This window comes from Bacillus sp. GbtcB10 (assembly GCF_019091365.1).
Lineage (GTDB): Bacteria > Bacillota > Bacilli > Bacillales > Bacillaceae > Bacillus > Bacillus altitudinis.
In genome coordinates this window covers 878,170-904,495 of record NZ_JAGXJP010000002.1, presented here as the reverse complement: position 1 = coordinate 904,495, position 26,326 = coordinate 878,170, and the positions used below count along the sequence as shown (strand labels likewise).

Annotated in this window: 22 protein-coding genes and 1 riboswitch; of the genes, 14 read left to right on the top strand and 8 right to left on the bottom strand. The window is 39.6% G+C overall.

What is annotated here, in order from left to right; all coding sequences use genetic code 11:
* Nucleotides 1–28 precede the first annotated feature (28 nt).
* Entirely contained in the window at nucleotides 29–1,039 is a 1,011-nt protein-coding gene (locus KVT11_RS09905; RefSeq protein ID WP_186366145.1) for a hypothetical protein, read from the top strand.
* A 49-nt stretch (nucleotides 1,040–1,088) separates the two neighbouring features.
* Here KVT11_RS09905 and KVT11_RS09900 read toward each other — a convergent pair whose 3' ends face one another.
* Complete coding sequence (locus tag KVT11_RS09900; RefSeq protein WP_046527583.1) at nucleotides 1,089–1,799, bottom strand: GntR family transcriptional regulator; 711 nt, start codon at nucleotides 1,797–1,799, stop codon at nucleotides 1,089–1,091.
* A gap of 155 nt (nucleotides 1,800–1,954) precedes the next feature.
* On the opposite strand from KVT11_RS09900, the gene KVT11_RS09895 reads away from it, so the two are divergent.
* The 10 genes from KVT11_RS09895 to KVT11_RS09850 all read left to right on the top strand — a co-directional run bounded on the left by KVT11_RS09895 (nucleotide 1,955) and on the right by KVT11_RS09850 (nucleotide 16,700).
* Complete coding sequence (locus KVT11_RS09895) at nucleotides 1,955–3,853, top strand: beta-glucoside-specific PTS transporter subunit IIABC (RefSeq protein WP_025208296.1); 1,899 nt, start codon at nucleotides 1,955–1,957, stop codon at nucleotides 3,851–3,853.
* 9 nt (nucleotides 3,854–3,862) lie between these two features.
* Nucleotides 3,863–5,302: a 6-phospho-beta-glucosidase BglA gene (bglA, locus tag KVT11_RS09890; RefSeq protein ID WP_116306569.1), complete on the top strand. Its 1,440-nt coding sequence runs from the start codon at nucleotides 3,863–3,865 to the stop codon at nucleotides 5,300–5,302.
* A gap of 373 nt (nucleotides 5,303–5,675) precedes the next feature.
* Nucleotides 5,676–6,911 (top strand): TerD family protein, encoded by a 1,236-nt coding sequence (locus tag KVT11_RS09885; RefSeq protein WP_116306567.1) that lies wholly within the window; start codon nucleotides 5,676–5,678, stop codon nucleotides 6,909–6,911.
* Nucleotides 6,912–7,112: 201 nt separating this feature from the next.
* Nucleotides 7,113–8,771 carry a ribonuclease YeeF family protein gene (locus KVT11_RS09880; RefSeq protein ID WP_210552479.1) on the top strand — a complete coding sequence of 553 codons (1,659 nt, stop codon included), beginning with the start codon at nucleotides 7,113–7,115 and terminating at the stop codon, nucleotides 8,769–8,771.
* A 30-nt stretch (nucleotides 8,772–8,801) separates the two neighbouring features.
* A complete protein-coding gene (locus KVT11_RS09875) occupies nucleotides 8,802–9,164 on the top strand; it encodes a hypothetical protein (RefSeq protein ID WP_046527526.1) in 363 nt (120 codons plus the stop codon).
* 862 nt (nucleotides 9,165–10,026) lie between these two features.
* Complete coding sequence (locus tag KVT11_RS09870; protein WP_017359943.1) at nucleotides 10,027–10,521, top strand: YxiF family protein; 495 nt, start codon at nucleotides 10,027–10,029, stop codon at nucleotides 10,519–10,521.
* 413 nt (nucleotides 10,522–10,934) lie between these two features.
* Complete coding sequence (locus KVT11_RS09865; RefSeq protein ID WP_048002018.1) at nucleotides 10,935–12,809, top strand: beta-glucoside-specific PTS transporter subunit IIABC; 1,875 nt, start codon at nucleotides 10,935–10,937, stop codon at nucleotides 12,807–12,809.
* A 35-nt stretch (nucleotides 12,810–12,844) separates the two neighbouring features.
* Nucleotides 12,845–13,693 carry a BglG family transcription antiterminator LicT gene (gene licT / locus KVT11_RS09860; RefSeq protein ID WP_048002019.1) on the top strand — a complete coding sequence of 283 codons (849 nt, stop codon included), beginning with the start codon at nucleotides 12,845–12,847 and terminating at the stop codon, nucleotides 13,691–13,693.
* Nucleotides 13,694–13,706: 13 nt separating this feature from the next.
* A complete protein-coding gene (locus KVT11_RS09855) occupies nucleotides 13,707–15,176 on the top strand; it encodes a glycoside hydrolase family 1 protein (RefSeq protein WP_217609004.1) in 1,470 nt (489 codons plus the stop codon).
* Between the two features lie 330 nt (nucleotides 15,177–15,506).
* On the top strand, nucleotides 15,507–16,700 hold the full coding sequence (locus KVT11_RS09850; protein ID WP_017368408.1) for an MFS transporter: 1,194 nt from the start codon (nucleotides 15,507–15,509) through the stop codon (nucleotides 16,698–16,700).
* 46 nt (nucleotides 16,701–16,746) lie between these two features.
* Here the strand turns inward: KVT11_RS09850 and KVT11_RS09845 are convergent, their stop codons facing one another.
* From KVT11_RS09845 to KVT11_RS09835, 3 genes are all read right to left on the bottom strand, one after another.
* Complete coding sequence (locus KVT11_RS09845; protein ID WP_008344408.1) at nucleotides 16,747–17,649, bottom strand: shikimate 5-dehydrogenase; 903 nt, start codon at nucleotides 17,647–17,649, stop codon at nucleotides 16,747–16,749.
* An 18-nt stretch (nucleotides 17,650–17,667) separates the two neighbouring features.
* Nucleotides 17,668–18,849 carry an MFS transporter gene (locus KVT11_RS09840; protein ID WP_007497314.1) on the bottom strand — a complete coding sequence of 394 codons (1,182 nt, stop codon included), beginning with the start codon at nucleotides 18,847–18,849 and terminating at the stop codon, nucleotides 17,668–17,670.
* A gap of 648 nt (nucleotides 18,850–19,497) precedes the next feature.
* Nucleotides 19,498–20,514: a LacI family DNA-binding transcriptional regulator gene (locus KVT11_RS09835; protein ID WP_008347412.1), complete on the bottom strand. Its 1,017-nt coding sequence runs from the start codon at nucleotides 20,512–20,514 to the stop codon at nucleotides 19,498–19,500.
* Nucleotides 20,515–20,790: 276 nt separating this feature from the next.
* Nucleotides 20,791–20,870: riboswitch (glycine riboswitch) on the top strand.
* Nucleotides 20,871–21,032: 162 nt separating this feature from the next.
* On the opposite strand from KVT11_RS09835, the gene KVT11_RS09830 reads away from it, so the two are divergent.
* On the top strand, nucleotides 21,033–22,379 hold the full coding sequence (locus tag KVT11_RS09830) for an amino acid permease (RefSeq protein WP_052320580.1): 1,347 nt from the start codon (nucleotides 21,033–21,035) through the stop codon (nucleotides 22,377–22,379).
* A gap of 47 nt (nucleotides 22,380–22,426) precedes the next feature.
* Here KVT11_RS09830 and KVT11_RS09825 read toward each other — a convergent pair whose 3' ends face one another.
* Entirely contained in the window at nucleotides 22,427–23,107 is a 681-nt protein-coding gene (locus KVT11_RS09825) for a DUF3169 family protein (protein ID WP_217609003.1), read from the bottom strand.
* Complete coding sequence (locus KVT11_RS09820) at nucleotides 23,104–23,310, bottom strand: helix-turn-helix transcriptional regulator (protein WP_008347396.1); 207 nt, start codon at nucleotides 23,308–23,310, stop codon at nucleotides 23,104–23,106. Before KVT11_RS09820 ends, KVT11_RS09825 begins: the two co-directional genes overlap by 4 nt.
* 170 nt (nucleotides 23,311–23,480) lie before the next feature.
* Between KVT11_RS09820 and KVT11_RS09815 the strand changes: the two genes are divergently transcribed.
* Nucleotides 23,481–24,104: an NUDIX hydrolase gene (locus KVT11_RS09815; protein ID WP_017368402.1), complete on the top strand. Its 624-nt coding sequence runs from the start codon at nucleotides 23,481–23,483 to the stop codon at nucleotides 24,102–24,104.
* A gap of 10 nt (nucleotides 24,105–24,114) precedes the next feature.
* Here the strand turns inward: KVT11_RS09815 and KVT11_RS09810 are convergent, their stop codons facing one another.
* Nucleotides 24,115–24,603, bottom strand: coding sequence for a DUF4188 domain-containing protein (locus KVT11_RS09810; RefSeq protein ID WP_116306554.1), 489 nt, complete (start codon nucleotides 24,601–24,603; stop codon nucleotides 24,115–24,117).
* A 4-nt stretch (nucleotides 24,604–24,607) separates the two neighbouring features.
* Nucleotides 24,608–25,159: a PadR family transcriptional regulator gene (locus KVT11_RS09805; RefSeq protein ID WP_060832788.1), complete on the bottom strand. Its 552-nt coding sequence runs from the start codon at nucleotides 25,157–25,159 to the stop codon at nucleotides 24,608–24,610.
* A 182-nt stretch (nucleotides 25,160–25,341) separates the two neighbouring features.
* Here KVT11_RS09805 and KVT11_RS09800 point away from each other — a divergent pair, with 182 nt between their 5' ends.
* Complete coding sequence (locus KVT11_RS09800; protein ID WP_116306552.1) at nucleotides 25,342–26,235, top strand: hypothetical protein; 894 nt, start codon at nucleotides 25,342–25,344, stop codon at nucleotides 26,233–26,235.
* Nucleotides 26,236–26,326 lie beyond the last annotated feature (91 nt).

Sequence of the window (26,326 nt, the reverse complement as noted above, 5' to 3'; positions counted from 1 at the left end):
TAACTCCAATCATAGGATGGTGCCAATCTTGAAAAAAATAAAATATGTTGTCCTAACGGCTATTATCTTTTGTTGCAGTATGTGGTCTTCAAGTGTTCAAGCTCAATCCGGTTATTTCAACACATATACAACGTATACTGGAATGTCAGGCTCTGGATTCTACACCTCTATGCAAGGAATGTGTGTCGACCGTAACAATAACATGATTTATGCTGCAAAAATAAATACTTCAACCCAGCTGACACAATTGTACTCTATTAAAATGAACAGCTCGTCAAGCAATAGAACAGTGAAGCTTCTTAAAAACTCTGACACGAATAGTACTAGCTATGATTTAGGACATGCCAATGACTTAGCTGTCAAAGCCCAAAAAGGAGATGAGCAAGTTAGTATTTATGTAGCCCCTATGACCGATGGTGTCAAGTATGTAAAAAAGATCGTGAAGCTACAAGTGAACACGAAAAAAAGTACATACAAAGTGGCTAAAGCCTATGTCCTTCAGTACCAGGGAACGAATTTATCAGTTAGCGGCATCACGTATTCTGTTGGAGCAGACAAATTTATTGTGAGGTCTGGCAATCGCTTTTTCATTGGAGATTTTAATGATCAAACAGGAAAATTTGAGTATGAGGCCACATTTACATTAAATTATACAAAAGCAGTGATAAATCAATCAGTGGTAGATGTTTCGAAGTACATTCTTCAAGGAATTTCTTTTTACCAAGGAACATTATATGTCCCTTTATCTAAGCCAGATCCCAACGGAGGGGCTTCTAATGCGAGTGTTATTCTCACGTATCCGTTAAATATCAACCAAATGATCAAAGAGCAAAAGGGAACAACAACAATAGATTTTTCAAAAGAGTTGTTTACTAGAAATGACCTATCTTTCCGAATAACGAGCAGTGCATTTACTCTTTTTGAGATAGAAGCTGTTGATTTCGATGACGGAACGTTATATTTTAATACGAATCGTGGGAAAAAAGGGACACAAGAAGATATGATCGCAACATTCAATGACTATAACTACTACAAATGATACCAGCATTAAAAAAAGCTCCTCAAAAATGAGGGGCTTTTTCCTTTCATCACCCATAATAATTATTCGCCTGAATAAAAAATTGGGATTGCATGTAGTTATAAGTGATTTTCGAGAAGTCGAAAGGCTGGCCGTTTGTGAGATGAAAGACGGTTTCGACGCGAAGAGCAGGATCATTTTGCTTAAGTCCGAGGTGCTTCGCTTCAGTTTCGTTTAGTTTGCCAACTTGCAGGTACATGTCAGAAAAGCCCACTTTAAGACCAAGGCCTTCACTAATGAATTTAAATACAGAATCGGCTGCAATTTCTGTGTTGAGGTAAGGAATAATGGTTTTCCGGTAATAGGACTCTTCTAAACATAAAGTTTGTCCATTGATGTAACGAATGCGTTTAAGGTAGAAAACATCCTCATCTGGTTCAATGTTTAAATTCAGCGCAGCTTCTTCTGGCGGTTTGACGGTATCTAACGTGAGAACTTCTGATGTCAGTTGAAATTCCTCTAAATCTTTTTTAAATCCTTGGTTGGATAAAAGGCTGATATACCCTTTGCGCCTGTGCCTTCTCACAAAGATGCCGCTGCCCCTCACCTGATAGACAATCCCTTTTCTTTCGAGTAAATCTAATGATTTGATAATTGTACTTTTGCTCACAGCAAATTGATTCATGAGCGTCTCAAGCACAGGGAGTTTGTCTCCTTGCTGCAGCTCATGTGTGACAATATATTTTTCAATATCGCTCGCAATTTGTTGATACTTTAACATAGCCATTCCTCTTTGTTTTCACGATTTATTGTCTTTGTATTATAGCACATCCCGATTTCTCTTTGATATGCAAACTCAAATTATATATGTATTGATAAATTGTACCGGTATAATTATAATGTACATATACTAGTAGTGATAAAGGGGGGTTTTATATGTCAAAAGTGAGGGATTATCAAAAGCTTGCAGAAGACATCTTAGAAGCAGTTGGCGGAGAAGAAAATGTGGTGAGTGCTGCAAGATGCGCCACGAGGCTGCGTTTGGTGCTGAAGCGTTCTAATCCAAAGGCAAAAGAAGCAGTCAACGCCATGCCTGGTGTCATTACAGTGGTGGAAAACGGTGGTCAGTTTCAGGTTGTGATCGGTCAGCATGTAGGTGAGGTATATGAGCATTTTTCCAACCTTGTTCAGCTCCAAACGTCGGATGATGATCAGCCGAATGAAAACAAAGGAACGATTCTGAATCGGGTCATTGCGACCATGTCCGCTGTGTTTGCGCCATTTGTGTATATTTTAGCCGCAGCTGGTATTTTACAAGGTGCACTTATCTTAATAAATTTGATATTTCCAAGCTTCTCGAAAACAGGAACTTATGAAGTGTTTAGCTTTATTTCTTGGGCACCGTTTACGTTCTTGCCCATTTTTATTGCGATAACTGCAGCCAAGCATTTCAAAACAAATATGTATATCGCGGTTGCTTGTACAGCAGCGCTTGTCAGTCCTTCTTGGACAGAGATTGCTGGACGTGTAGCATCAGGGGAAGGTGTGACCTTTTTAGGGATTGCGTTATCTGAAACGGTTTATACATCATCCGTCTTGCCACCGCTTTTCTTAGTATGGATTCTTTCCTATGTAGAAAAATTCTTAAACAAACGAATTCATGAGGTTGTCAAACCGCTATTTGTCCCATTTCTATGTATGGTCGTCATGGTTCCGTTAACCATTCTATTAATCGGTCCTCTTTCGACAGCAGGTGCAAATGGGATTGCAAACGGATACAATATCTTAGCTGAAAATGTACCAGCTCTGGCAGGGGCCATTATCGGCGGTTTCTGGCAAGTACTCGTGATTTTCGGTGTTCACTGGGGCATCACGCCAATGGTACTTGCGAACTTTGAACAATATGGACGTGACTCCTTTCAGGCATATCAAACCATCGCTGTTATCGCTCAAGTCGGTGCGGTGCTGGGAGTTATTTTAAAAGCAAGAAATCGGGAAACACGGAAAGTTGGGGTTTCAGCTGGAATCACAGGACTCTTCGGTATTACGGAGCCTGCGATTTACGGTGTCACCTTACGTTTTAAAAAGCCGTTTATTTTCGGGTGTATTTCTGGAGCAGTCGGTGCCATTGTGGCCAGCTTCTTTACGCCTTATTACTTTGCATATGCAGGGCTGCCTGGCCCTCTGACCATTGTGAACGGAATCAGTGCAGATTATCCAACGTCTATCATTGGTATTTTGATTGGTGTGGCCATTGCGCTGATATTACCAGTTGTGCTTATTCAATTGTTCGGTTATGGGGAAGATACGGTAGACCAGCCAGCTGGTGAAACACCTGTTAAAGATCAAGGCGGAGAAACGACACAAGCTTCTATGAACAATGAAGAAATGATCACGGCTCCACTTACAGGAAAGGTGCTTTCGTTATCTGAAGTGCCAGATGCCGTATTTAGCTCTGGAGCGATGGGGAAAGGCTTTGCCATTCATCCGACCGATAACAAACTGTTTGCACCGTTTGATGGCAGTGTCGTCATGCTTGCACCAACAAAACATGCGATTGGTCTGCGTTCTGAATTTGGTGTGGAGTTACTTGTTCATGTAGGAATTGATACGGTCTCTCTAGATGGATCGGCATTTACACTCAATATCAAAGAAGGCGACAAGGTGAAAAAGGGTGACTTGTTGATGACATTTGATCAGGAAGCAATTGAAAGCAAAGGATTACAAACAATCACACCTGTTATCCTTACCAATACCCAAGCATACGAAGATGTGATTGTAGAGAAACGTTCGACATGTCAGCCAACTGACGTCATGATGACAATTGTGAAATAGGAGGAATAGATAATGACTTTACCAAAAGATTTCTTATGGGGCGGGGCATTAGCCGCTCATCAATTCGAAGGTGGATGGAATGCAGCTGGCAAAGGGCCGAGTGTTGTAGATGTCATGACAGCAGGTGCTCATGGTGTTCCAAGACAGATCACGGAAACGATAGAAGAAGGAACTTTTTATCCAAACCATGAAGCCATTGATTTCTACCATCGTTACAAAGAAGATATCGCCATGTTTGCTGAAATGGGATTAAAATGCTTGCGAACATCGATCGGCTGGAGCCGAATTTTCCCTAAAGGGGATGAAGAAGAGCCGAATGAAGCAGGCTTACAGTTTTATGATGATGTGTTTGATGAGCTGATTAAACATGGAATCGAGCCTGTCATTACACTGTCTCACTTTGAAATGCCCCTTCATTTGGCAAGAGAATACGGCGGATTCCGAAGCAGAACAGTCGCTGAATATTTCGCGAAATTTGCGGAAGTATGCTTCAATCGTTACAAGGACAAGGTTACGTACTGGATGACATTTAATGAAATCAATAACAAAATGGACGTCAACAACCCGTTGTTCCTTTGGACAAATTCAGGGGTATCTGTCAAAGAAGGCGAAAATGCCAAAGAAGTCATGTATCAAGCGGGCCATCATGAATTGCTTGCAAGTGCATGGGCAGTGGCAAAAGGAAAAGAGATCAATCCGTCCTTTCAAATTGGAGCGATGGTGTCCCACGTGCCAATTTATCCATATTCCTCAAACCCAGAAGATGTCATGCTGGCAGAAGAATATATGAGACAGCGCTATTTCTTCCCAGATGTCCAAGTACGTGGCTACTATCCAAGCTACGCGTTAAAAGAATTTGAGCGCGAAGGCTATCATATTCCATTTGAAGAAGGCGATGAAGAAAGTTTAAGAAAAGGAAAAGTAGATTACCTTGGCTTTAGCTATTATATGTCAACAACGGTCAAAAGCGATGCAGTATCTGATCACAAAGGAGACATTGTCAATGGAGCACTGCCACATGGTGTAGAAAATCCGTATATCAAATCAAGTGACTGGGGCTGGTCCATTGATCCGACAGGTTTAAGGTATACATTGAATCGTTTTTACGATCGCTATCAAATCCCGCTATTCATTGTGGAAAATGGCTTTGGTGCCATTGATCAAGTGGAAGAAGACGGTTCTATTCATGACCCAGAGCGAATTCAATATCTCGCTTCTCATATTCAAGCACTGAAAAAAGCGGTTGAATATGACGGTGTGGACCTCATCGGCTACACACCTTGGGGCATCATTGATATCGTGTCATTCACAACCGGTGAAATGAAAAAACGCTACGGCATGATTTATGTTGACCGTGATAACAAAGGTAATGGTTCAATGAAGAGACTCAAAAAAGATTCGTTTACTTGGTATCAAAACGTCATCGCAACGAATGGTGAAGAAGTGTAATAAAGAAATGACTGGACCGGATGAGCGTGGGATTCGCTTGTTCGGGTTTTTTTATTTCCTATGCTTCAATGTAGCCTGAATACAAAGAAAAAAGAGAGTGATCACAATAAAATAATTCATTGGATTGTGAAAGATATTGATGCTAAATGCTAATTGAAGAAGAATCCAAAAACCGAATATCACTGTAACAGCTGGGATGATTTTTTTATACACATTGATTCTCCTTTCGAGAGTAGTTTGTTTTTAGGTGGCATTGTCTCATATCATTGCAGAGATGAAAAGAGAGAAAGATATTAATAGGTTCTATTGCATAATTTGGTATAATTGGTCTATAAAAACGATAAATGGTAGATAAAGAATAGGAGTTGTTGAAATGAATCAAACTCTGCAAATGGGTGCCAATACCGTACTAAACTCTCCAAAGGGGCAATTATCCATCAGTTATGAAGTCTCATCTGCAATTGATATTTCTTTAACGGCGTTTCTCTTAACAGATTCAAATCTAGTTCAAGGAGATAATGGCATTATTTTTTACAATCAGCCGGAGAGTACTACGGGTGTCGCGACACTTTTACCAGCAGAGGTATCAGATCAGTTGAAAAGACATCAATTGAATTTTGATATGAGCAAAGTGCCTGTCGGAATCACAAAGATGGCTATTACACTAACAGAGGATCGAGGAATCGGCTTTTCTCATGTGAAGAATCTGCAAGCAGAAATTCGAACAGGTGATGAGGTGCTATACCTAACACCAGTAAGCTTTACAAATGAAAAGGGTATTGTCGTAGTAGAGCTATACATAAGAAATAGTGAAACGAAAGCACGATCCATCTGGCGTGGCTTCGATTCTGGATTGGAAGGGCTATGCAAGCTTTATGGGGTGGAGGTTGAACCTGATGAACAGGATGTTTCTACACCTCCTCAAATGGTTTCTGAAAAACAAATTAATGAGCCTGCTCCAATGAACACAGCCGCTAAAGAGAAAGTCTCTGCACCTATTAGCTTAGAGAAAGTTCAAGGTAAAATTAGTCTAGACAAAGGTCATAAACCGATCATCATTGACAAAACACCAGAGATTACGGCTACAGTATCTTGGGAGTCTGGTACCGATTATGATATTTACGCGTTGATCTATACGAAGTCAGGAAAACAAATAGATGTGGCCATGTTTGGCGCAAAAGGTGTTCCCGCTCTCAAAAGTTACGGTAACGGGGCTGTTGAGCATATGGGAGATGTCGGTAGAGATCGTGAATCAATGAAAACAGAAGTCATTAAACTAAGGTTAAATGATGATATCCTTGCGGTGGTACCCGTTGTTTACTCTGCTCAATCAAATGGAACAGGTTCTTTCTATAGATATAGAGTGTCTATGAGTATCGATAATCATCAAGGAACGTCTGTCACGATTTATGCAAAACATGCAAATGACAATGATCGAATTTATTCTTGTGTTCCTGGTATACTTCAAAACACAAATGATGGCGTGATCATCCGTCCACTAGAGCTTTACAGCAAGCCGAATTCCGAGCGCAGACCTAAATTAAAAATGAAGTCTTCAAATGAAATTGATGTTTTGATGGATAAAGGACCAATCAATGACTATAAGTAACGTGAACATGTGGCTAGACAGAGTATAATGAACTGTCTGGCCTTTTCTATATCTCTACAATGGATAAACTCGTTTATCCAAATTAGAGGGTAAATTGAATAGAAAGTCCATTCCATTTTTTATGTCATTTGGTCTATTTTTCCGTTTTGGAGGTCACGGTAAAATAGACTTTATGATCAATAATGGAGGGAGTGGCTTAATCTGGGCAAGATACTTGATGCAAAAGCACTAACCAATGCCATGGATACAAGGGCAAAACACTATCAGGAACTCCGTGAACAAATGATAGATTTAAAAAAGGCACTTCAAGGTGTTGCCAATCTCGGTGACGACTTCACTGGAAAAGGTGCCGATAACATTAAAAGCTTCTACAAAGAACTCGCCGGAAATGTGGACATGTTTATTAGCTTCATTGATAAACAAAAAGCCTTTCATGAAGGTGTTTCTGGGACACTTGATGATACAAACTTTGGCGGCAACACCTTTGTAGAAGAACACTTTTTAGACAACGCTGTACATATGGGAATCAAGAATGCCAAAAGCATCGTGAAGGATCAAAAAAAGGCACTCAAAATGATTTTTCAAGATATTGACGACCTCATTTCTCTGGAGGTATTTGATAGTAAAACCTTTGACGAAAAGATTGCAGATGCGGAAGGTGAACGGAAGAAAACGGTTAAAGATTTAATAGAACTTGATCAAAATCTAAAAGATGAATATGCTTTGTCAGAGACTGAGGAGAAGGCTACAATGGCATTGTACGCAGAAATGATCAATGCCACAAATGACGGAAAATCCATTTCGCCTATGAATTTTGACAAGAAAGCGTATCAAAATAGCGAAATCTACAAGGCAAAAAGCGATATTGAGAAGCAAACTTCTGAATATCTAAAAATCAAAAAAGATCAAGAAGAAGCCCGCAAGATCGCAAAGGAACAAGAAGCGCTCGCCAACCGTCCGTGGTATGAAAAAGCTCTTGATTACGGAGGAAATATTGTCAATGAATTGACAGGCGTGAACGATGCAAAACGTGCTGCAACAGGTGTCGATCCGATCACAGGTGAAGAACTCACCGCAGGACAGCGAGTCGCCGCAGGAGGCATGGCTGCAGCAGGATACATCCCGATCGTCGGCTGGGCAGGACGTATTTTCAAAGGCGGTAAAGCCGTTTATAAAACGACTCAAGCCACGTCCGCCGCAGTCAGAGCAGTAGACATTTACAAGACATCACAGAAGTCTTTTGACGCCCTGAAAACATCACAAAAAGGCTTATATGGCCTCACCGCAACAAACGGCTTCAGCGAAGCGATTACGGGTCGAGATATGTTTGGAAATAAGATCTCGAAAGAACAGCAGGAAGCGAGTATGAATGCAGCGCTTGGGATGCTTTTGCCGTTTGGGGCAAAAGGGTTTCATGGGAAGATGGGTGTAAAGAGTTCAGGTATACCTAATATTTCAAAAAGGCATGATGAAATTGCTCATAAAAGTTATTATGGTAGAAAAGATTTTAGAATAAAGATAAATAGTGCAGTATATTCTCATCATGATAATAAGCATTTAAAGGCTAGAACTGCCGAAGAAGCGAAACGTTTTAGTGAAACCGGAAGACGAAATGCTCAATACCTACCTGAAATAAATAATAAAGTGATAGAAAAAGAAGCTCTTCAAAGAGGGCATATCATTGATAATGGCAATAATAATTTTTACTTCATTTATGATACTGGTAAAGTTGTTGGTTATGATAATGGAAAATCTACTAGTTGGATTAGAGGAGAACTAACGAGTGGTAATGTGTATCACGGTCATCCAATAGCTGGTGATAGATTAAATAAGTATTTAAACAAATTAGGAATAAAATAACTATAAAATTAACAAAGAGGTCGGATAAAGATGAGAAAGCATGTGAAACTTGATATTCCGGAAGTAAACATTCATCCCTTGAGGATAACTGAAGGTTGGAATGTCCGTTATAATCATTTTTGGGAAATTGACCCTAGAAAGTTAGAAACAGAAGATGAAAGATGGTTTATGTTCACTGAAAGTTTGTTACAGCTTTATCATGAGAAATCATCAATAACATTGGACTTAGGTTGGTATCCCGATTTATCTTCAGATGGCAACTATCTTGTTCTAATAGTTAAAAATACAGATTGGGACAATCCTATTCAGGAGTTTAGCTCTGATGACTATAGCAAAGTGATAGATTTTATAGAATTTCATTTAAAAGAAATTACATATAACTGGTGGAAATAAAACTGTATGTATTTCTACGAGGTTAATAAGGCTATTGCTTCTCTGTTTTGCCGTTTCTATGGTGGTGGTCTTATAATGAATAAAAACCAAACAATGCTTAAAAAGCAAAATATGTGGAACCATCATTGGAGCATTAAAAATGTATATAGAACTGGATAAAATTTTATCCGCTGATAAATACTAGTAAGTGAGATACTCTTGTATTTTAGCCTAAACGATTGGGGAGAACTATCAAAACAGGTACTCAATAAACTAATAGAGTGGCAGCGAAAAATTGCGTACTGTCTCGATAATGAGTGCAATGAATATGAGTTTCATATTTTATTGGATTTGCTGAATACTAATGATGCGGAATTATTTGAGATTTGTATTGATACATTAAGAAGTTATCCTATTGAAGAGGGTAAAAAAATAGTACTGAAACATCCTCAGATTACAGAACGTATAAATCAAATGTTGACTACTACTGCGAACCTACCAGCAAAGACAGTTCTTCGAGATTTCATTTCAAAAATACATTCAAATTAGTCCGTTATTGCTGAAATTTAATGATGAAATAAGATCTTGATTGGTTTTATACTGATCAAGATTATTTAATTTACACTGATGAAAAATGTCACATTGTAAAAAGAGTAAGTAGGAATGAATTTATTCGGGATTTTAAACAACATAAGATTCATTATTACGTACATGTAATTATACAAAGTCCCCATTTATATTGATTTCCTAGATTTATATCCGGAAATTTTGAAAAAAAGCATAGTTATCTAGAAATCAGTTCATTCCACCGTGTAGCCTGGTGGAATTTTCAAGGGGGAGATGTCTAGAGAGCAATGTTTATACGCCTTGTGGAGGTGCTCCTATGAATAATAAAGGAAAAACAAAAATCGAAACCTTAAAAAGAAAAAGCAGAAGAAAGCACTTAATAAACGAATTAAGTTATATGACACTTCCAGAACCCCCTTTTTTGGAGGTCGAAGAGAATCAATTTTTTTGTCAGAAGGTATTTACTTTCCTGCAATCGAGAGAACATAAAAGTCAAATACATGGAGACAACGATCTAGAGCATATTGAAAAGTCTACACAAATGTTAAATGAAATGGTCGGGAGGATAAAAGAGACTCCTAAACAAGGGAGATTGCTTTTTTTCCGAGATCATGAAATTGAAGCGCTTTTAGTAAATGTGGATGAAGTGTTTCATCATTTAAATCAACTTCTTGAGCAAACCAAATTTTTAAGTGGATACGGAGATTTCATTTTAATAGCAGAGGATTTTCATTTTGGATTATGCATAGAGCGTACAGAATATTTTTATGAGTTTAGTATTTGGGGCTGTGAGATTAAAAGTGGGATGTAGAGACGAAGAGATAAGGTTTTCTTGATAGTCAGGGTTTCTCAATGGTGTCAGGTTGACATCGTTTTTAGTTTGTTTTATTCTTTCTCACTCTATCAGTCATCTGAAAAGGTACATTTGGTTGATAAAAACAGACTCTTTGATCTATATTTATTCATTTTTTATTTGATTTTTAAGAAAAATGTTGCTTTTGTTTAAAAAATTACTTACTATAGTGATATTAACATGTTAAAAGCGGTTTCATGAAACGATGAAAAGCTAAAAATAGAATAATGCGTACATTCAATAAGGCGTGTTACTGTTCGGCAGGCAAGACCTAGATTGGATGGGATATCTGTATTTGTATATTCCCACCCAATCCAGGTCTTTTTTTGTTGCCTGAGCTCCTATAATTAAAAATGAAAGCGGTGACTTTGATGAACCATAAAGACTTAGCTCAAGACATTCTAAAGCATATTGGTGGAAGTGAAAATGTTCAAAATGCGATCCACTGTATGACGAGATTAAGGCTGACATTAAAAGACTCTTCACGTGCAAACTCTGAAGAAATTAGTCGTCTTGATGGCGTTATTCAAGTAGCGGATACAGCAGGTCAGTATCAAATTATTATTGGAAATGATGTAGGTTATGTCTATAAAGAATTTGCAAAGCTTATTGATCACAACCCAGAAGCAAGCGGGCAAATTGTCCAGAATAAAGATCATAGCTTCAAAGGATACTTCAATCGTTTTGCCAATTTAATCACTGGCATTTTTGCACCAATTATCCCTGCAATTGCCGGTGCTGGTATGTTGAAGGCTTTGTTGATTTTGTTGCCGATGCTGAATTTGATGAAAGAAGATAGCCAGACCTATTTGGTGTTGAAAATCATTTCAGATGCGGCGTTCTTCTTCTTGCCGATTTTGTTAGCCTATACAAGCTCGCAAAAATTTGGCACAAACCCTATGGTATCCATGGCTTTGGCTGGGGTTTTATTACATCCTAACTTAACAGCTTTGTTTAGCAGTGGCGATCCAGTTGCTTTTGCTGGAATACCCTTGAAAGCTGTATCTTATGGCGCATCGGTTATTCCAATTATATTGATTGTTTGGCTTATGTCCTATGTTGAAAGGCTTGCGGATAAATTATCACCGGGACCCGTCAAAATTTTTATGGTTCCTTTAATCACAATGATCATTGTCGCGCCGATTGGTTTACTGTTTCTAGGGCCGCTCGGTATGTATCTGGGCGCAGGGTTAGCAGCGGGAGTGCTATGGATACAACAAACTGCGGGATGGGCGGCTGTTGCAATTTTAGCTGTTTTCTTACCTTTTATCGTGATGTTTGGCATGCAGAAGGTGTTCTATCCAGTTGTTATCGCTTCCCTTGCTTCGCCTGGATATGATGCGCTCATTGGAGTAGCCATGTTAGCGGCGAATTTTGCACAAGGTGGAGGTGCTTTGGCAGTTTCATTTAAAACAAAAGATCCTAAGTTAAAACAAATTGCGATGTCCGGAGGAATTTCTGCTTTATTTGGCATCACAGAACCTGCATTATACGGTGTCCATTTAAAGCTTAAGAAAACATTACTTGCATGTATGATTGGAGCAGGGGTTTCAGGTATATTTGTTGGATTAATTAAACTGAAAGCGTTTGTCATGGTTTCACCTGGAATTGCCACTATGCCGATTTTCATTGAAAAAGGGACTTCAAACTTTACGTTTGCCATTATTGGTGCAGTCATTTCAGCGGTAGTCGCATTTATTGCTGTTTACATCATTGGCTTTAAAGATGCAGAAAATGAAGTCGTCCAGAAGAGCAATGAGCCTATCTCTACAACAGAAAACACAAGAAATCGTGAGGTCATTTATGCACCGATCAAAGGAGCTGTCATCCCATTAGCGAAAGTAAATGATAAAGTATTTTCTGAAGAAGTGATGGGTAAGGGGGCAGCGATCCAACCTAGCGATGGAAAAGTAGTAGCTCCATTTGATGGGCAAGTAGAAATGATTTTCCATACAAATCATGCGATTGGTCTAAAGTCAGACTTAGGTGTTGAAGTTCTTATTCATATTGGGATTGATACCGTTAACTTAAATGGACAATATTTTACTTCACATGTTCAAAAAGGTGATACAGTAAAGCAAGGCCAGCTTTTAATTGAATTTGATGATCAGAGTATACAAAAGGCTGGTTATGACACAACAACACCAGTGATCATTACAAATTCGGCTGATTATTTAGAAATTTTAACCCAAGAGGGAAAAACCAATCCTTCTGGTCATCAGCAGCCACTTTTAACTGTCTTATAAATAGATTTTGAATGTAACCAGGAAGGTGATATGGTATGGAAATTATAAAAGTGCTGAATACCAGTGTGGTTCTCGCTAAACGAGATGATGGAAAGGAAATCATCGTAATGGGGAAGGCGATCGGGTTTAAAAATAAGCCTGGCAGTCTTATTCAAGAGGAAGATATACAAAAGATTTATGTGCTAGAAGATCAAGGCACGTCAAATGATTTAGCTGAGCTCATGAGAGAGACTCCAGAGGAATTTTTAATCATAACGGATGAGATTATTTCCTATGCGAAGCATCGATTATCCACACACTTAAATGAGCATCTTTATATTTCTCTAACTGATCACCTTTTTATGGCTACAAAGCGCTTTAAGGAACATCTCACGATACAAAATCGCCTGCTTTGGGAAGTGAAGAAATTTTACCCCGAGGAATTTAGCATTGGTATGCATGCACTCGATCTAATAAAAAAACAACTAGGTATTCAATTACCTGAAGAAGAAGCAGCGAATATTGCTTTTCATCTAGTAAATGCGCAGCAGACCGAAGACAATTTGAATCAAATCGTGATGATGACCAATATGGTCAAAGATATTCTAAACATCATTAAAATGCATTATAAGATCGATATTCCAACAGATACAATTAATTACTCTAGGTTTTTAACACATTTACAGTTCTTTGTTCAGCGGTTGCTGGAGAACAAAATGCTTGAAACAGATGACCATGATTTAATCGATCAAATCATGAGGAAATACCCTGAAGAAGTGAAATGTGTGGAGAAAATCGAGAAATATATTAAAACAAATGTGGATTACACCATATCCAATGACGAAAAAATGTATTTAATTATTCATGTCAATCGAGTGGTTTTAAGAAATAATGGATCGTCTTAAGGGAGGAAGAGAGATGTCTAATCAAGTTAGAAAGTTTCCAGAAGGTTTTTTATGGGGTGGCGCTATTGCGGCTAACCAAGCAGAAGGTGCATGGAATGTAGACGGAAAAGGGCTATCGACTGCTGATGTGGCGATTTTTAAAAAAGGCCTCAGCAAGTCTGACTATAAAAAGCACAATAAAGTGGATGAAGAACAAATTCAACAAGCGATGCGTGCAGATACCGCTGAAGGTTATCCGAAACGAAGAGGTGTCGATTTTTATCATCGTTATCCAGAAGACATGGCGCTCTTCAAAGAGATGGGATTAAAGACGTTGCGTGTCTCGATTGCCTGGACACGTATTTTTCCAAATGGAGATGAAGAAGAGCCGAATGAAGCAGGATTATTGTTTTACGACCGCTTATTCGATGAAATGAAGAAACATGATATTGAACCACTCGTTACGCTATCTCATTATGAAATGCCGCTATACTTAGTCAATCAATATGGTGGATGGTCTCACCGCATTGTTGTTGATTTCTTTGTGAAATTTAGTCGAGTGGTATTTGATCGATACAAAGATAAAGTCAAGTATTGGCTGACTTTCAATGAAATTGATAGCATTGTTCGCCATCCGTTTACAAGTGGAGGAATCGTGTCAGAGCGTTTTGATAATGTAGAGCAGGCTGTTTATCAAGCGCTACATCATCAATTTGTTGCAAGTGCTCTGGCAGTGAAGTATTGCCATGAAATGATCCCGGGTTCAAAAATTGGCTGTATGCTGACGAAATTAACAACGTATCCTTATTCTTGTAATCCAAAAGATGTTTTAAAGGCATCGAAGAACAATCAATTTAATATGTTCTTCACAGATGTACAGGTGCGCGGGGAGTATCCACGTTTTATCCATCGACTGTTCAAAGAAAAAAACATTCACATTGAGAAACAGCTAGGAGATGACGAGTTATTAAAGGTTCATACCGTCGATTTTATTTCTTTTAGTTATTACAATTCACTTGTTGCTACTGAAAACAGTGAAGGGATGGAAACGGTCAGCGGAAATACGATAGGTGGCGTAAAGAATCCTTATTTAGAAGTGAGTGAGTGGGGATGGCAGATCGATCCTATTGGTATTCGTATTTCTTTAAATGATCTATACGACCGCTATCAATTACCGCTATTTATTGTTGAAAACGGATTAGGAGCAAACGATCAGGTGGAGCAGGATGGAACGATCAATGATGATTATCGTATTAGTTATCATGAACAGCATTTCCAGCAGATGTTAGAAGCGATTGAGGATGGAGTCGAATTGATGGGGTACACGAGCTGGGGGATTCTTGATTTAATCAGCTATTCATCGTCAGAAATGGAAAAACGTTATGGGTTTATCCATGTTGATCAAGATAACGATGGAAATGGAACATTAAATCGCACACCTAAGAAAAGTTTTTACTGGTACCAGAATGTGATTCGTCAAAATGGACTGGAAATGAACGAATAGATGTGTCAGAAATCTTTTAAGGAGTGGTGTATACCCACTCCTATTTTTTATTGATGAATGTTTCAGCTCGTAAAAGAAAAGATATGCATATGGATATGCATTTCCCTCAAATTTAAGCAATTCACTATCATTACCTTTCACATTCATATAAAATAAGAGCTAGTGAAAATTTGAAGAGATGCTTGATAAATGAAGGGCATGTAAGCTGTATGAAATGATGAGATGTTTCAAGTACGTGAAGGTTGCAAAGCTGTTTCTCCTCACGCATGAATCTTGTAAGCGTAACCATTATTTGTCACTTCATTGCAATGTGTTGAGGGGTGTGTCAGCATGAGGAATCCGTATTTGAGAACGGCTTCTAGTCTTTATATCAATTATTTTTTATTAGGTATGGTCAATATTATTTTGGCTTCTAATATGCCATTTTTGATCAAACAATTAGATACAAATAGTGCGGGGATTAGTTATATGATATCTGCACTCGGTATTGGCAGGGTGCTCACGTATGGTCTATCGGGTGTACTGTCAGATCGTTTTGGACGAAAGCCGGTCATTTTGGTTTCGGGGGTGCTGATGGCAGTGTTCCTCATTGGAATCCCATTGTCTCCGAATTATCAAATCGCGTTTGCGTTTGCGATTTTGGCAGGGGTGGCGAATTCGGCGATGGATGCAGGGACGTATCCGGCTTTAATGGAAGCTTTTCCTCAAAACTCGGGATCTGCAAATGTGATGGTGAAGGCGTTTATTTCGATTGGGGCGACCATTCTGCCGCTCGCTATTTTCTTTTTAGCAGAGCATGATCTGTTTTATGGATTTGCGTTTTTTGTACCTGCTTTTATCTATTTAGTGAATGTGATGATGTTGTGGACATTGCCATTTCCGAATCATCGCAAGGTGGAGCAAGTTCAGGTGACGGAGCATGATGGACTTCCGCGCTTCTCATCAGAGCCTACGTTTTGGAGAGAAGGGGTCGCACTGATTGTGATCAGTTTTACATCAAATGGTCTGTACGCCTTGCCGCAAATTTGGCTGCCTACGTACGGTGAGGAAATTTTGGGGATGGCTTCTGGCAGTGCTGTGAAGCTGCTTAGTTACTATAGCATGGGCGGTTTGCTGTCTGTCTTATTGCTCGCATTTCTTTTGCGCCGCATTGTTCGTCCGGTCACCGTGCTGCTACTCTATCCGATTATTACATTAGCCTCTATCTGTGTGCTATTGGTCGTGAAGTCTCCAGTCATCGGGACCGTCAATGCATTTGTATTGGGCTTTTCAACAGCTGGTGTCTTTCAGCTGACGTTAACCGTAATGGCTGAGTTCTTCTGGAAAAACAAAGGGACGATGACAGGAATTATCTCAACAGCAGGCGGAGTGTCCGCCATTGTGATTCCGGTCGTCACTGGTTTGATCGAAACCCACTCGACGATTTTGCAAATCTTTATATTTGATGCGGGTGTGGCTGTTGTGGCGATCATCGGGGCGATGTATATCCTTTATCGATATCGCCGTGTGATGATACACGAATAAAAAAGACGACTTCCAAAGCGGAGGTCGTCTTTTTTATGTGTTTCGTTTAGAAACGGTCATTTTCAAATAGAATTTGTTTCACTTGTTCAACCGGCATATCCTCGCCAGTAAAGAGTTTGTACGCAAGGGCACCTTGCCATAGCATCATGCCAAGACCGTTAATCGTTTTGGCACCCGCTTCTTGTGCTTGAGCAAGAAGTTTTGTTTTTTGCGGGTTGTAGACGACATCTGTCACGATTAAGTCTTTGCGTAATACATCAAGTGTATCGTCAATAATGCTGAGCTCATCTAATGGTTTCATGCCAAGGCTTGTCCCGTTTGCTAAGATCGCACTTTCAGCTACTTCACGACGGAAAGCGTCTTTGTCTTCAAGTGGGAAGATATTCGCTTTGACACCGAATGATTTCATTTCGTTGTTGATGTAATTTACATTTTCTTCTGCTTGAACAAAGTATTGATCATTACGAGCAAAAATACTAATTTCACGAATACCTGATTGTGCAAGCTGAATGGCGATCGGTGTTGCAGCGCCGCCAGATCCAACAAGTGTAACCTTTTGTCCAGCTAATTCAACGCCATGTTCAATTAAGTTTCTTACGTAACCAAGACCATCTGTGTTGTAGCCAACCAGCTTGCCATCTTTGTTCACAACTGTGTTGCTTGCGCGAGTATATTTTGCAGAATCATCTAGTTCATCTAAGTAATCGAGCACTTTCATTTTGTTCGGCATGGATACGTTAAATCCAGCTGCACCCATTGCTTTCATCCCGTTTACTGCTGCTTCTAGTTCATCATTTCCTACCTCAAAAGCAAGGTAAGCATAGTTGATTCCTGTTAGTGTATAGCCAAGGTTGTGCATCCGTGGTGACAGGCTGTGCCCGATTGGTGTTGCAAGAAGACCGACTAATTTTGTTTTTCCATCAATATTACGTTCATGTATGTTTGTCATGATTGACATCTCCTTTAATTATCTAAACAATTTTTTCATGCGTCGTAAAACAAAGACTGCTAACAATACGCTGATGACCGCAATGATCATATCGAAGAATAAAGTCATTTTAATATCGTACGTGCTAACGAGTCCGCTTGTAATCAGCGGAACAAGGATAAACGCTGAGCTTGCCGCAATGTTGACATATGATGAAGCTGTTGCTTTGTTTGTAGGGAATAATTTCATCATAATACTCATCGCCAACTGGAAAATGCCGGCTGTAAATAATCCTAAGAAAAAGGTACTAACAATGACAATGCCGTATGTTTCGATTTGAAATAGTGAAAGCATGGCAAGGAATGCCCCGATTGGGTAAATAATAGCGACCATAATTGGTGAAATGAATTTATCTAATACGATTGAAAGCAATAGAACAGATACGAGTGCACCAATACTAAAATAAGAAAGAAGCTGTGTCGCTTGTCCTGAGCCAAGCCCAATCAATTTCAACCCGAGCTGTGGAAGCCAAGTTTGCCATACGACAAATAATGCAGTAGACGTGAATCCCATAAGTACAACAGCTAAACCTTCACCAAACATTTTCGGTTCTTCCTTCATTTGCTCTTGAACGGGAAGATCGTTTTGAGAAGCCGTTTGCTTATGATTTGGGAACGGCATAAAGATCAAGTAAATGCCTACAAGTAAATAAAGAAGTCCTAGACCAAAGAATGCCCAGCCCCAGAAGATGTCATGTGCGATAAGGAATGCCAAGATAAATGGAAGAACAGTCGCACCAATTGATACAGACGCCTTCACTAATACAGAAGCTGAACTTGCTTTTTTAGGAAATGACTCTGTCAAAGCAGGATATGTCCCTGAATCAAGCAATGAGTTTGCAATCCCTGCGGAAATGGCAAAAATGAAAGCCAATGTATAATTGGTCGTCGTTGGAATCCCAATTAAGAATAATAAGTAGAGAAAGTTACCTGTAATAATGACAGGTTTTCGCCCCCAGCTGTCTGCCAGCCGGCCAGAGAAAAAGAGAGCAATTAATTTACCGATACCGATTGCTGATACAAGCAAGCTGATTTTTGGAATATCTACATGGTAGCGTTCAGATAAGCTTTCCATGTTTGATGCCACAATAATATTGATCATGCCTAGCATGAAATAGTTTAAGTACATGCCAAGTGATGATTTAATGTATGGATTTTTCATGTTCCCACTCCTATATTTGAAACCCTGTTCGGGCCAAATTCTTGTTACCCTTTGTTATTTCCTTAAACGTAAATAATATTAAGTCCATCACAACACCCCTTGTGTGATTGATGAAAAAATAATGAATATTCATCTGTTCTTCAAATAAGTACATCGTTCTACTAAATAATTAAAAATAATAACAGTTATCATAAGTTGATGGACTTCCTCGATTTGATCAGAATCAAAAGATCCATCTTTAACTGTAGTTGATATCATAAATAACGATATGTTCACAAAAGGTATAACGATATACTAAAAGAAGCAACGAGATAAATATACTCCTGTGTATAAAATGTGTCAAGTTTATGACTTTGCGATTTAAAAAAAGAAAAATGTAATAAAGAAATAGTTGACTTGCTCAATAAAAAAAGGAGAATCGCTTTGCAATTCTCCTTTCAGCGTGTAGACAAACCCTCGCATTCTTTGTCAGTCCTGCGCTCCGGTGCTCACGAATGTCAAATTCGCTCTGCTCCGGTGCTCGTCCTTCCTAGACTGCAAAGGTTTTCTATCACGCTGAAAAGAAGACAAAGGGCTAAAATCAAGTTCATTTTAGCCCTTTGTCAATAATCTGAAAGGAGAATCGCTTTGCAATTCTCCTTTTCATGATCATGTCGAGGTTTCTCGAATATGAAGTTGAGGCTTTAATATCAATCGCTGCAGTTCTTCATCCTGCTCGTTCATTTTATGATACAAAAGGTTGGCTGCTTTGACTCCAATGGATCGTGGAAAAGATGAGACTGTGGTGAGCGGCGGGTGATACATCTCCGCTTCAGGGATGTTATCGAATCCAACTACATCAATGTCTTCACCAGGCTTGATGTCACGCGCTGCCAATTCTTGAATCACCCCAAACGCCACTAAATCACTGAAGCAAAAAATAGCAGTAGGTGGTTCGGGAAGGTCAATCACTTGGGCAAGGGCTTCTTTCCCGCCTTCACGGGTAGGCACCATATCGATAATAAGAGATTCATCCATCGCCAGGTCCTCATCATCATGGGCTCTTTTGAACCCTTTCATCCGTTCAATCCAAGTCGAGGAGGATTTGATTCCACCTAAGAAGGCGATGCGGCGATGCCCTTTTTGAAGAAGATGACGGACCGCCATCCAAGTGCCTTGTTCATAATCAACGCCGACATAATCACAATGGACATCTGCTAATTCACGATTTGCCAATACTTTTGGTGTGCGAATGTTGTTTAATTGTTTCACCGTTCGTGTCGAGCTCTTCGATGCTAGATTTAAGATGATTCCACCCACTCGGTGCTCTACCATTGTGGAAATGAGCCGTTCCTGCTTATCCACACTATCAAAGGTTGTCCCAAGTAAAACGGTATAGCCAAGTGACTCAAGTGTGGTTTGCACACCAATTAAAAATTCAGAAATAAAGGTGTTTGAAATATCCGTGACGATCACACCCACAATATTTGAACTTTTCGACCGCATGTTGGCAGCGACGCGATCGTACACGTATCCCAAATCCTCCATGGATTGCAGCACTTTTTTCCGGGTGGCTTCAGAGATCCTAGGGTTGTTGCGAACAACGAGTGAGGCCGTTGAAGTCGATACACCGGCATGCCGAGCGACTTCTTGTAATGTCACACGCTGTTTGTTCATTTTTTTCATTTGTCTTCACCAACTTCATTGGATTGCCTAACTATGGTTCATCATCAAGATGGATGTCTCCACCAAACGAGCCGAACATTCTTTGTTTCATTATACCTTAATCAAGGGGTGTTGATGAAGTGATGTCATATCAGCTTCAGATATGGAGGAAACAACATCTTAAAAGATTACCATTGACAGCTTTCTTTTAGAGGCGTAAAATATAAAATTATTCAGAAATAGCAACATTTAAAGTAAATATCGAAGGCTATGATTGCTGTGGGTCACACTATGGCAGGAGCAGCTTCTGGAGAGACCGCATGTATGTGCGGCGCCGAAGGGTTCACAATCTCAGGCAAAAGGACAGAAGAGTACGAAATATTGTATTTGTGATGCATGGATCATACTGTGTATTGCTTTTCTCTATTTTGCTATTCTTTTATGACCGTGAGATTGGAGCGCATCCAATCTCTTTTTTTATGGACTTTTTGCGAGTTCATTATTTCAGTATAGGATCGTGTCGTAGGAGGGTGTTGAAATTGGCACAACAAGAGTTAAAGCGAGATTTATCAAACCGTCATGTTCAATTAATTGCCATTGGCGGAACGATTGGAACTGGGCTGTTTTTAGGGTCTGGAAAAGCCATTCAATTGGCAGGACCATCGATCATTTTTGCGTACTTAATTGTCGGAATGGCCATCTTTTTTGTCATGAGGGCACTTGGAGAATTGCTCTTATCTAAGGCGGGCTATCAGTCTTTAACGGATATAGCAGAGGATTATCTTGGACCATGGGCTTCCTTTGTGACAGGATGGACATATTGGTTTTGCTGGATTATGACAGCGATGGCGGATGTTATTGCGGTCGGGGTGTATGTGCAGTACTGGTTTGATATTCCGCAGTGGATTCCTGCTATTATTTGTTTATTGATTTTGCTAGGATTTAATTTATTAACGGTGAAGCTTTTTGGAGAAATGGAATTTTGGTTTGCACTTATTAAAGTGATTACGATATTACTGTTGATTGGCGTTGGAATTGTCCTGTTAATCATTGGTTTTCAAACAGATGCAGGACCCGTGACGGTAACGAATCTGTGGTCACACGGAGGATTATTTCCAAATGGTGTGACAGGCTTCTTATTGTCATTTCAGATGGTGATTTTTGCGTATGTGGGCGTGGAACTTGTCGGTGTGTCAGCAGCAGAAACAGCGAATCCGCAAAAAAACATCCCGTCTGCGATTAATAAAATTCCATTAAGAATTCTATTTTTCTATGTAGGTGCGATTTTTGTATTACTATGCATCAACCCATGGACAGAACTCAGTGCATCAGAAAGTCCTTTTGTGAAAACCTTTGGGCTCATTGGGATACCAGTAGCGGCGGGACTCATCAACTTTGTCGTCCTGACATCTGCGGCGTCTGCTTGTAATAGCGGTATGTTCTCAACGAGCCGAATTTTGTATAATCTCAGTCATCAAAAACAAGGACCGGCATCTTTTGGCCGACTAAATAAGCATGCTGTTCCAAGTAATGCCCTGTTTGTTTCGACAATTGTGGTGTCAGTAGGGGCTCTTTTAAGCAAGCTGATTCCTGAACAAGCCTTTGGTATTGTGACAACGATCAGTGCCATTTGTTTCATTTGGGTATGGAGTATTATTTTAATATGCCATCTGAAATATAAGAAGACACGTCCTGAACTGCATAAGGCGTCTACCTTTAAAGCGCCATTTACACCTTTTGTGAATATAGCGGTTCTTGTGCTTTTTGCTTCCATTCTTGTCATCATGCTTTTCGCTGATGCAACACGGCCAGCACTATTATTGACACCCGTATGGTTTGGGTTCCTATTTTTGATTTATGCACGAAAGAAACGCCGTTCAGCATAATGAACGAAAAAAGCACAGCCTTTTTAAATGGCTGTGCTTTTGCTTATTTAACGATTTCGAATCTTCAACATATAGTATGCATTAAGAATGATCAGAACAAGTCCAACGACGATGATGGAGAAGAGCTGAGAGTGATTGGCGCCAAGAGAATAGACAATCAAAATAAACATGGCACCGGTCAATAAAATATTCATCATTTGGAAAGTGTGAAAAAGCCCATCGAGCATCACATGCTTTTCGCCTTCATCAGAAATGGCGAGCAGTTTTTTGCCATAATCTTTATCGGTTGGACTAGGTAGGTGACGATTAGGATAGACGAGCTTTAGGACAGAGATCGATCCATAAGAAAGAATGACGGTGATCAAAAATAAGGCAGCATTTGCGAGAATCAGCCAGAGTGGCTGCTCGGTTACGATGGAAATTCCAATTGCAATAATCGATAAAATGGTACTCACCGTATTAGCTAACGTTACATCAGTAAAAGTTCGGTACTGTTTTACCTCTAGTTCATCCTCCTCATCACCAGATACTGAAAGAGAGACTCTTTTCTTCATGCGTGAAATGCCTGAAAAACAATAAATGATGAATAGAACTGTCAGGCCAGTGATGACAAGAGTCGCCTCAAATGCAGCTTGCAGAAGTGTCAGCTCGAATTCGGCTGCCAGCAAACAGTAAGCACCGAGAAAACCAAGGAGAGCACCTAAGAGCATTTTGTATACAGTTTTCATGTGAGTTCATCCTCCTCAAATAGAAAAATATGTTCAATGGGTTCTTGAAAAATACGTGAAAGCCTCATAGCAAGTAAGAGAGACGGCATTAATTCATCTCGTTCCATTAAGCTGATCGTCTGGCGGGAAACCTTTGCCCGTTTCGCAAGCTCCGTTTGGTTTAAACCATCACGTGCCCGCAGCTCTTTTAGCCGATTTTTCATTCTGTCACCTCAACTCTGATCAAAATGTTATCTTGATTGTAAAGTATTATATTCATTTTGACAAGTATATTTGTCAAAATGATAAAAGTAATTGTCAGAAAGATCGCCTTTATTCAAAAGAGAATCAATGATACGCTAAAGAAAAGAGAAACAGAAAATAGGTGATGCCCATGTTCATTGATCAATTAAAAAGTGACTTACATCAATCACAGCCGCTATTTATCGGAGAAGAGACAGCGTTCAAAGCGGCAGTCCTTGTCCCTTTGGTGCAAGTAAACGGGGAATGGCATGTTTTATTTGAAGTGCGATCACTGACGATGAGAAAACAGCCTGGCGATATTAGCTTCCCAGGAGGCAAACTCGACGGCGGCGAAACCGCACAAGAAGCTGCACTGCGGGAAACATATGAAGAACTAGGGATTCCGCCCGAATCCGTCAAGGTTTTAGGACAGCTCAGCCCTTATATTGCCTCACCATCCTTTGTGGTATATCCATTTGTCGGGATCATTGATGAACAGCAGGTCAAACATTCCTTTAATCAAGAAGAAGTAGAGGAGACCTTTACTGTGCCTCTATCATGGCTCAGCCAATACGAACCGTACTTACACCATGTATCGGTGCAGCCAACACCAGGAGAGGACTTTCCTTATGAAAAAATCATGAATGGTGAAAAATACAGCTGGGGGAGTCGTTCGATTGAAGAGTGGTTTTATGATTACAATCGTTACACCATTTGGGGATTAACTGCCCGCATATTAAAACATTTTGTGATGGTTGCAAAAAGAAATTCCTAGAGAACCAGCTCTAGGAATTTGTTGTGGAAAGGCGTTCTTTTGCGGTTTCTTTTCCTTTCCTTTTTCCAATTAGGATGGGTGCTTTCGCTTGGCTCAATCCATATGAAGGCATGTTCACGTAGATAGATTCATATGAGCCGGCTTGAATTTGATACGTTTCATGATAAATTCCGACCGCGTCATTATGTCGTGCTCTTTGGTTAAATCCTTTCCAAGCAGCCAAATGCTTCTCCATCTTGGCATAGGCAAGGAGGTCCTCTGTTGATTTCCAATATTGGATCATGGTGGTGGTGCGTAAACCGAAGTAATTTTCTGTCCCGAGAAAACCAAGTTCTTCTTGATGTGTATAAAGTTCTTTGATCATCCCCGGCATCGCCTTAAATACTGGCAGCCATTGATGGACAGCCCAGCGTTTATTGATTCTCATTCCGATGATGAACACAACAATCGGCTCAGAATTGTCTGTTGTATACCTGCCAGCACGTATATTTTTTTTCATTTGTTCACCCTTCTTTCTTCATCGATTCACAGGTCTCCACGCACCAATCAATTCCAGCCTGCGCCACTTTCTTTCCGTAATCTAACGTATACAGCCAATACTTCGCATCAGCTTCATCTGGATATAGCTCTTGAATGTTTTGTTCAATCGCAACATATGTCTCATAACGGATACGGAGCTGCCTCTCATAATCCTGTAAAAGCACCAATTTTTTCTCAAACGAAAGATATTGACCAAAAAATAACTTTAATAACACCTCATTTCGTTCTGATGGTACTTGATCGAGCGGCTGTGCCAGCCATTGCCTCAACGTGTCCAGCCCTTTTTCAGTTAGGTGATATTCCCGCTTGTCTGAGCGGCCAGTTGTAGAAGTGGGTGAAACCTTCGCAAGCCCTTCCTCGACTATTAACTTTAAAGCTGGATAAATTTGTCCATAACTAATTTTCCAAAAGTGATGCAAGCTCCTATCAATTAATTGCTTCACTTCATACCCAGACTTACAATCTGTCGTTAAAATCCCCAAAATCGCATACGTCGTATCATTGTATTTTTTCATTGATCAACACACCTATCTAAAAGATATATCATTTAGATATATAATAAACGATGTATAACTGCAGATACAAGAGGTATGAGAAAAAAATAAATGCTAGAAAGGAGGTGAAGAGATCACTGATTTGTTAATCAATGAGATGAATCCTTCATATAGAATGAACGATCATAGTTTGGAGGGGACATATGAGTAAATCGAAAATCTGGATCATGACTATTCTGGCGGTACTACTGATTGGTGGAGGCGGCTGGATAGCCTATCAAGCAATCGCACAAAAGAGTGGTTTGAATCATCCCTACGCCTTTGCATATAAGACTCATGATCGTGTGAACTGGTTCAAGGTAACGGAGAGAAACGGAAAAGTAACAGGCCAGCTGAACGAAACCATTTTAGAGGAAAATCCGAAAAGGCATTATGATCCCAATCTATTTATCAACAAATATCAATTAACTGGGAAATCAATTGAAAACGGTTACGAATTTTATGTGAAGCAAGGGAAAGAAACGGTCACATATGAAGTTCACCTTGCCGAAAAAGATCTTTCTGTGAAAAAACAAGGTGAAAAGCACAGCATCACATACAAAGCAGTTGATCAAAAAAACCTACGTGCTGTTCAACAGGACATTCATACTCGATATGAGAAACTGATGGATGACACGGAAAATAGATTTCATGATTATGTACGAAACTTCATTAAGAAAGTAACAGGCGCTTATGGTTATCTGTATACAGCAGAGGATGGTTCATACCAACTATTTTTAAAAGTAAAACGAATGTATATGCAGTCTGAATGGGCAGGTTCTTTTCTAATGAGAAAGGTTCCAGGAGATGGTGGTGAACCATATAAAGAAACGAAACATACAGCCGGTGGAGTTTCAGATGGGATGATGTTTGATTTGAGTACTTATCCTGCAATTGAAAAGGGTTTTATTTTAGGGGAAACTGACCGAGACGCAACATACATTAAATTTCCTTTTAAAATGGCAGGCGGGACAATAGAATTTAAAGCGGTCACGAAAGAGGAATATCAAGAACAAACGGAAGCATTCAAAAAGAAGGCGAAAGAATGGCAAAAGTAGATCGTGTTGGAACAGATGATTGTTGTGAATGGCATTTCAGGACGATCAGAATAAATAGGGATCATGAAGGTTTTTCAAAACATATTTGAGT

Excerpts from the sequence above, each read along its gene's own strand:
- KVT11_RS09900 (WP_046527583.1), bottom strand. The coding sequence starts at position 1,799 with ATGTTAAAGTATCAACAAATTGCGAGCGATATTGAAAAATATATTGTC.
- KVT11_RS09820 (WP_008347396.1), bottom strand. The coding sequence starts at position 23,310 with ATGAAAAATCGGCTAAAAGAGCTGCGGGCACGTGATGGTTTAAACCAA.
- KVT11_RS09845 (WP_008344408.1), bottom strand. The coding sequence starts at position 17,649 with ATGACAAACATACATGAACGTAATATTGATGGAAAAACAAAATTAGTC.
- KVT11_RS09895 (WP_025208296.1), top strand. The coding sequence starts at position 1,955 with ATGTCAAAAGTGAGGGATTATCAAAAGCTTGCAGAAGACATCTTAGAA.
- KVT11_RS09815 (WP_017368402.1), top strand. The coding sequence starts at position 23,481 with ATGTTCATTGATCAATTAAAAAGTGACTTACATCAATCACAGCCGCTA.
- KVT11_RS09855 (WP_217609004.1), top strand. The coding sequence starts at position 13,707 with ATGTCTAATCAAGTTAGAAAGTTTCCAGAAGGTTTTTTATGGGGTGGC.
- KVT11_RS09865 (WP_048002018.1), top strand. The coding sequence starts at position 10,935 with ATGAACCATAAAGACTTAGCTCAAGACATTCTAAAGCATATTGGTGGA.
- KVT11_RS09835 (WP_008347412.1), bottom strand. The coding sequence starts at position 20,514 with ATGAAAAAAATGAACAAACAGCGTGTGACATTACAAGAAGTCGCTCGG.
- KVT11_RS09875 (WP_046527526.1), top strand. The coding sequence starts at position 8,802 with ATGAGAAAGCATGTGAAACTTGATATTCCGGAAGTAAACATTCATCCC.
- KVT11_RS09885 (WP_116306567.1), top strand. The coding sequence starts at position 5,676 with ATGAATCAAACTCTGCAAATGGGTGCCAATACCGTACTAAACTCTCCA.
- KVT11_RS09805 (WP_060832788.1), bottom strand. The coding sequence starts at position 25,159 with ATGAAAAAATACAATGATACGACGTATGCGATTTTGGGGATTTTAACG.
- KVT11_RS09850 (WP_017368408.1), top strand. The coding sequence starts at position 15,507 with ATGAGGAATCCGTATTTGAGAACGGCTTCTAGTCTTTATATCAATTAT.
- KVT11_RS09800 (WP_116306552.1), top strand. The coding sequence starts at position 25,342 with ATGAGTAAATCGAAAATCTGGATCATGACTATTCTGGCGGTACTACTG.
- licT (WP_048002019.1), top strand. The coding sequence starts at position 12,845 with ATGGAAATTATAAAAGTGCTGAATACCAGTGTGGTTCTCGCTAAACGA.
- KVT11_RS09870 (WP_017359943.1), top strand. The coding sequence starts at position 10,027 with ATGAATAATAAAGGAAAAACAAAAATCGAAACCTTAAAAAGAAAAAGC.
- KVT11_RS09840 (WP_007497314.1), bottom strand. The coding sequence starts at position 18,849 with ATGAAAAATCCATACATTAAATCATCACTTGGCATGTACTTAAACTAT.
- KVT11_RS09825 (WP_217609003.1), bottom strand. The coding sequence starts at position 23,107 with ATGAAAACTGTATACAAAATGCTCTTAGGTGCTCTCCTTGGTTTTCTC.
- KVT11_RS09810 (WP_116306554.1), bottom strand. The coding sequence starts at position 24,603 with ATGAAAAAAAATATACGTGCTGGCAGGTATACAACAGACAATTCTGAG.